Here is a 7,037-nt window from a genome sequence, read left to right on the forward strand (position 1 = left end):
GTGAAGCTCGCGTTACCAATTTGGGTTTGAAAGTGGAACACTTTCTAACTTGTGATCTCTTCAATTGATAAGTTTGGCTGTTCTACGCCTCTAAATATGATTCTCATAAGATAATAATTTAAAAGCTCTATATCCTTTTCACTAAGCGCAGCAGTCTGATAGTGATAGGAGAAGTTCATACCGCCGTCTGCAGTATGGGATACGGTGAGATACATCTTCTTGGTAGCTGCTCCGTTGGCAAACCATTTAGTGTGAAGGGGTATATCTTTAAGGTATGGATTGTCAGGCTTTACAGTAAGTGGCTGGTAAGTCAGATAGCAGCTTACATATGAAGTGTTATCCGGGGTGTTGTATCGCTTTTTGATCTCATCCCATATAAGGGCCGGGTCATAGCTATTGTGCATATAGATGCGGTTTTGCATATTTTGGATCTCATATGCGGCAGTGAGGAATTCTGTATCAGAAGATATCACAGTCCTGCAAGGGAACATGATGGTGCGGCTTCCTCCAGAAGTCCATTCATCTTTGGTTGATCTTCTGGATATAAAGTTTTCAATAGATATATCTTCCTGACCATTGTTTACTTTAGATAGATATGTTCGCAGTCCCAGCAGCAGGAGATTGGTCATGGACAGCTGATGGTTCATACAAAAGTCCATAAGAGTGCCACTTGATCCAGGATCAAGCTGATAATCCTTAACTGCGACGAACAGATCCTTAAGTTCTATATCTACAGCTCTTAAGTTTTTGTTCTTATGTCTTTTTCTTGAAGCTTCTAGTACGGATGGTCCTTGAATGTCAGAATAAAGAGGCTCTCCCCATTCATCCAAAAGATCATTCCAGAATTTTTGATCCTTGGCATGCCTTTTCTCATTTGAAGCTTTCTTTAGGTCACTTGTAAGAACGCTTTCATAATCAGCCAGAGGTTCCGGATAGTCGCTTCCAAAGCGGTAATGGGTGTACAGCGACATGATGTCATTGACCATAACAACTACTGCGCAGGAATCCATAAGGCGGTGATCTATATGGATCCAAAAACCGTTGTATCCGTTAGGGAGCTTTACAAGCATGAATTCGCACATGGGGATATCATCGCCGTCAAAGGTCGTATAAGCAAGTTTTTGAAGGATGTCATCTGCCTGCGCAAGGGACATATCAGACAGATCTTTAAATGATATGCTTATATTGTTTTCTTCAGGGATATACTGGTAGATAAGGCCATCTTTATCAGGCTTTGTGAACTGAACTCTAAGGCATTTATATCTTTCGAGTTCTTTTTCGATACATTTTTTTAGTATATCGAAATCAAGATCCGCTTTCAAAGATGCTACTACGCTAAGGCCGGATACCTGCTGGGTATGATATTGGCGTATCCATCTGTAGTGGAGCATCTGCGCTGCGGTTAACGGGTACTTATCAGACATTTACTAACTCCTCCCTTTTGATCATGTGATTTGTGGTTGGCAATAGAACAATTTCAACCTTTAGAACTTAAAAAACAAAATATCATAGACGAAATAACGAATCCATAGGCAAGGAGAGTTAATGAACAAACGATTAAAAATTGACCGAGACTTATCGAACAAAACGATATATTGTGTTCGATAAAAAGACTAGAGGGGGCTACTTGGATATAAAGTGAGGGGCGTTTTGTGATTTATAAAAAATTGATGTAAACATTGATTTTAACATTGATTGAAAATGCATTTTATTTTAATTAAATTAAGTGGTTTTGGCGTTGGCGCTACTATATCATTACAATCAGGAGGTGGTCTCTTATATGAAGATTGGATATAGTACTAAGATTGTGGCAGATAGTATATTATCAAGGGCGGTAAGACGCGCTGTCAGTGCGCTTGAAAGAGATATCAGAAATACTTGCCTTAGAAGTGGCGGGGGATTTTTGGATATTGTATTAAAAAAAGAGGAATGTATACCAAAAGAAGAATATATACAAAAAGAATGTTTTGTTATAAAGGCGCTGGAGCATAATAAGCTTGGAATTTATGCATCAGATGATCTTGGACTTATATATGGGATATATCACATAAGTAAAACATTTTTATCAGTTGGGGAGTTCTGGTTTTGGAATGAACAGGTATTTAAGAAAAAAAGAGGATACCAGGTTCCGGATGACTATACATATGAATCAAAGCCTTACAAGGTTAGATTCAGGGGATGGTTTATTAATGATGAGGTTTTACTTAGTGAGTGGAAGCCTGTAGTAGATGGCAGTGTAAAAGAGGATTATCCCTGGGAGATGGCTTTTGAAGCACTTCTTCGCTGCGGGGGGAACATGACGATCCCGGGGACTGATTTTAATGCAGCTAGGTTCAGAGATCTTGCAGATGAATATGGCCTATATATAACTCATCATCATGCTGAACCTTTGGGTGCAGAGATGTTTTCGAGAGTATATCCTAAGCTTGAAGCTTCTTTTGACAAGTATCCTGACTTGTTTATAGGGCTTTGGGAGAAGGCTATCGCTAAGCAGAAAAAATACCACGTAATATGGAATCTTGGATTCAGAGGGCAAGGAGACAGACCTTTCTGGGCAGATGATCCTTCTTATGATACCAAAGCTAAAAGAGGACAGCTTATATCAAAACTTATAAGAAAACAGTATGAGATGGTCAGATCTCACGATGCCGGCGCTGTATGCTGTACTAATCTCTACGGAGAGATCATGGAATTATACCAAGGAGGATACATCGACCTTCCGGATGATGTTATAAGGATCTGGGCTGATAACGGCTATGGCAAGATGGTATCAAGGAGACAAAACAATCATAATCCAAGAGTTATGGCACTTCCCGGTAGTGGTGACACAGGCGCTCATGGGATCTATTATCATGCATCTTTTTATGATCTGCAGGCAGCAGCTATGATGACTATGCTTCCTAATTCGCCGGAGTTTGTAGAAGATGAGCTTTGCGAAGTGCTTAAACGTGGAGGAGACGATTTCTGGATCATCAACTGTTCTAATATTAAGCCGCATACGTATTACCTTGATCTTATAGCAGGTTTTTGGAGAGATGGGATAGGTCAAGATCAAAATAATAAAAAATATACTATAAGTAATCATCTATCTGCCTATGTAGATAGGTATTATGACTCTGCTCTAAACAAAATGGTTGAAAAGGCGTACAGCTTGTGGCCCTATTACAGCGTCAAGTACGGACCAAATGAAGATGACCATGCAGGAGAGCAGTATGCCAATCACTGCGCCAGGATTCTTGCAGACAGCTTTATAAGACAGTATTACGTATCAGAAGATGATGCCAATCTGCAAGATGTTAAGGAATGTGATGTTAAAGAATGTGATGATAGGGACCGTGATGTCAAGGACTGTGATGACAATGAATGTGATGCAAAAAAATGTGACACGAAGGATCATCATAAGATAAATCCTTCACTGGAGCTAAAGTGGGCTTGTGACAGGCATAGTCTAAAAGACCAGGTTTATTATTTCAAGGAAAAATATGAAGATGCTGTAGAAGGATACAAAGAGTATCTTGGATTTTGTATGTCAGTAGAAGATAAACTAAAAGCTGCAGGAGATAAGAAGGCAGCTAAAGTTTTTGATGACAATCTGATCTGCCAGGTTCAGTACCTGTATTATAGCTATCTTGGAGCCTTGCATATATGCAGTTCTATAGAAGCGGTACTTGAAGGAACTGGAGATGAGAGGTTCATAAAAGCTTTCTATGAAGCAGGTCTTTCTTCCAAAGTCTTTAAGAAAGGTTACGATACTATGAGAAGTCATGAACATGGCATATGGAAGGGCTTTTATGCCAATGACTGCGAATCAGATATAAGGCAGTCCTACTACGTAGCTCAAAGCCTCATGTCTTATTTAAGGGTTCTTGGAGATGGCCCTCACTTTTATAAATGGCAAAGAAAATATCAGCAGGACGCTGGTGGTGACAAGGTCCTGCTGATATTAAGACTTAAATCTCATATTACAGATGACAAGATGTGGGAACTTATAGATGATCAGGCATCAAGTCTGTTTTGAATATCTTCTTCCTCTTCATCTTCAGTTTCATTTTCATCTTCTTCAAGGCTGTAGCGCTTTTCAACTGTGACTTTCTGATTGTAGCAGTCGAATACTTTATCGATATGATCTTCATTCATCTTAGGACTTAGAAGACTCACTACAGGGACGATCACAAGACCTATAGCCATGGTGAATGCACCGGCGTTAATAGGAGATGCAATGTAGTGGAATATCATGTTGGTGATAGTGATGCCAACTCCTGATATGAAGCAGGCCCATACAGAAGCCTTGGTTGTCTTTTTCCAGTACAGACTATAGAGGAAGGGTGCAAGGAATGAACCTGCAAGCGCTCCCCATGAATAGCCCATAAGCTGAGCTATGAATGTCGGAGGATTAAGTGCTACGATAACAGATAATGCTATGAACATAACCAGAAGGATTCTCATAGTTAGAAGCTGCGCCTTGTCCGACATCTTCTTGTTGATCTGAGCTACAAGATCAAGTGTAACAGATGAACTTGAAGTAAGTACAAGCGATGACAGAGTTGACATGGAAGCTGAGAGTACCAGCACTATTACTATTCCGATAAGGATATCAGGAAGCCCTGAGAGCATAGCCGGAACTATGGCATCATAGGCAACAGAGCCGTCAGCATTAAGGATTGCAGCATTGTCGCTATAAAGCCTTGCAAAACCGCCCAAAAAGTATGAACCTCCTGCTACTACCATTGCAAAAAGTGTGGATATGATAGTTCCTGCCTTGATAGCCTTCTCATCGCGGATAGCATAGAACTTGCCAACCATCTGAGGAAGTCCCCATGTACCAAGGGATGTTAGGATGACAACGCCCATAAGGTTAAGAGGATCGGGCCCGAAGAAAGAAGTAAAGGCACCCTGCATCCCTTGTGTAACAGACAGATCTGATTCATACGTAGAGAGTGTTGTAAGCGCATGTATAAATCCTCCGTTATTATGAAGGACTGCGAGGATAACTGCAGATATACCAAAGAGCATGATAACACCCTGCACGAAATCGTTGACAACAGTTGCCATGTAGCCGCCCAGTATTACGTATACACAGGTAAGGCCGGCCATTACGATAACACATACGCCATAGGGAATATTGAAAGCCATTCTAAACAGCCTTGAAAGACCGTTATATACAGATGATGTATATGGTATCAGAAAGGCAAAAGAGATAAGGGCAGCAGCAAGTCGAAGGCTCCTGCTCTCAAATCTTTTGCCAAAAAAGTCAGGCATGGTCTTAGAATCAAGATGCTTGGTCATGACTCTTGTGCGTCTTCCAAGGATACGCCATGCAAGAAGAGAGCCTATGACAGCGTTGCCGATGCCTGCCCACGTGGCAGATATTCCGTACTTGTAGCCGAACTGTCCTGCATAACCTACAAATACTACTGCAGAAAAATAGGATGTACCGTAGCCAAATGCTGTAAGCCAGGGACCGGCAGATCGTCCTCCAAGAACGAATCCTTCTACGCTTTTTGCATGTTTTCTTGTTGCAATTCCGATAAAGATCATTACGCTAAAAAAGATGATTAGAAATAAGATTTTTACTGCCATTTTAGGCCTCCCCATGATAGAATAGTTTTTCTTCTACTGTTTACTGCTTTAAAACGCAACGCTTTAAATCGTTAAAATGACTGTTATCATAAATGTTAACACAAAGAAGTGTATTAGTAAACTGAAATAGGTGAACACCAAAAAGGACCGGAACATTAAATTCCGATCCTTTTGGTGGGTTGCGATATATTCTTTTGGGGAGCATTTTCTAAAGTCGTTAACTTAGCTTACGCCAAGTAATCTCTTATTATCTTCTTCCTGATCTTCCATTTGCTTTTTAAGCATTGCATTATTGACCTGATCAAGAGTCTTTGAAGTATTAAGTCCTACAGACGCAGCTGCCATATCCGCATCTTCTATACGACTAAGAGCTGCTGCTTGATTGATCTCAGAAATAGATGCTATATTGGCTGCATGTGATGCTGCATTACTTGCAGCTCCGTTTGCGGCCATTGCAGAATATAACGAGTCTGTTGCACTTTCTATAGAGCTAAGATCAAAGCCTGATGGAGTAGCAGATGATGCCACGCCCTGTGAGATAACATTCTGTTCATTGTAGGTAGTATTTGAAAGTGAAGATACGCCCTTACTTAGAACATTCATGTGATCATAGATGGTAGACTTATCACTTCCTGTCAAAGTGTCATTGGAAGCCTGTACGCTTTTTGAAGTCATATCAGACAGGTATGAATTCATACCGCTCATGGCTCCATCAGCTACATTACTCTTTAGAATCTGCGAATTATAATTGGAAGCGCTGACATTGGCACTTGTTGCAGCGCTTTTAAGCTTCTGGGCTATGGCGCTGCCAGCAGCATCGTCAGCTGCGGAGTTTATCTTTTTTCCACTTATTAGTTGTTTCATCCACTTCCCTGTGTTGGAATGGTAGCTTGAAACACCTGCTACATTCATGCTCATAACTTACTCCTTAAGCCTGTCCGTAGGCTTTAAGACATATTCATAGAACTTATCTTACTAAAAACAATCATTCTATTTACTCTATTTTGATTATAAAGCTCTTAATAACAATGTGCAATACAAAATAATATTAAAATATGATTAAAAATATGATAAAAATGTCATGCCGATTGTAAAAATATGCTTGCCATACCAATTACTTGACTTTGCTAGGGTAAAGTTTTTGTAGGATTAATAGATAATGGTAAAATAATTGTACGCAATAAAAAGGACAACCTTCTGTGTTAACATATTTGTTGGCAAAAACAAAAAATGCAGGAGGTGTCCTTATGGACAGTATAAAACAAATTTGGGAAGAAGTGGAAGAAAAACTTGTAAAAATTAAGGAATCTTTTGCAAAGAATCCTTTCGAGATGGCTGAGTTTGAAAGAGGAGTACATGCTCAGTTCAACAGACTCGAAAGAGATTTCATAAAGCAAACGCTTGAAGAAAAAGACAACCAGATAAGAGGCAGTCTCAAACGCTTAGACAACTGGGTT

At 40.0% G+C, this 7,037-nt stretch carries 4 protein-coding genes and 1 pseudogene; 2 read left to right on the forward strand and 3 right to left on the reverse strand.

Annotation, left to right across the window (positions count from 1 at the left end; genetic code table 11):
• Positions 1-44: 44 nt before the first annotated feature.
• Positions 45-1,424, reverse strand: coding sequence for a condensation domain-containing protein (locus BMX21_RS15775; protein WP_092045786.1), 1,380 nt, complete (start codon positions 1,422-1,424; stop codon positions 45-47).
• 356 nt (positions 1,425-1,780) lie between these two features.
• On the opposite strand from BMX21_RS15775, the gene BMX21_RS15780 reads away from it, so the two are divergent.
• A complete protein-coding gene (locus tag BMX21_RS15780) occupies positions 1,781-4,018 on the forward strand; it encodes a glycosyl hydrolase 115 family protein (protein WP_092045788.1) in 2,238 nt (745 codons plus the stop codon).
• Here BMX21_RS15780 and BMX21_RS15785 read toward each other — a convergent pair.
• On the reverse strand, positions 3,997-5,580 hold the full coding sequence (locus tag BMX21_RS15785; RefSeq protein ID WP_092045790.1) for a sodium:solute symporter family protein: 1,584 nt from the start codon (positions 5,578-5,580) through the stop codon (positions 3,997-3,999). The genes BMX21_RS15780 and BMX21_RS15785 overlap by 22 nt on opposite strands.
• Before the next feature lie 222 nt (positions 5,581-5,802).
• The gene (locus BMX21_RS15790; RefSeq protein WP_022754585.1) at positions 5,803-6,498 is read right to left on the reverse strand and encodes a flagellin; all 696 of its coding nucleotides are present in this window, start codon (positions 6,496-6,498) and stop codon (positions 5,803-5,805) included.
• 329 nt (positions 6,499-6,827) lie between these two features.
• On the opposite strand from BMX21_RS15790, the pseudogene BMX21_RS15795 reads away from it, so the two are divergent.
• Positions 6,828-7,037: pseudogene (locus BMX21_RS15795) on the forward strand (hypothetical protein); the annotation flags it as partial.

Source organism: Butyrivibrio sp. TB, assembly GCF_900110805.1.
Lineage (GTDB): Bacteria > Bacillota > Clostridia > Lachnospirales > Lachnospiraceae > Butyrivibrio > Butyrivibrio fibrisolvens_C.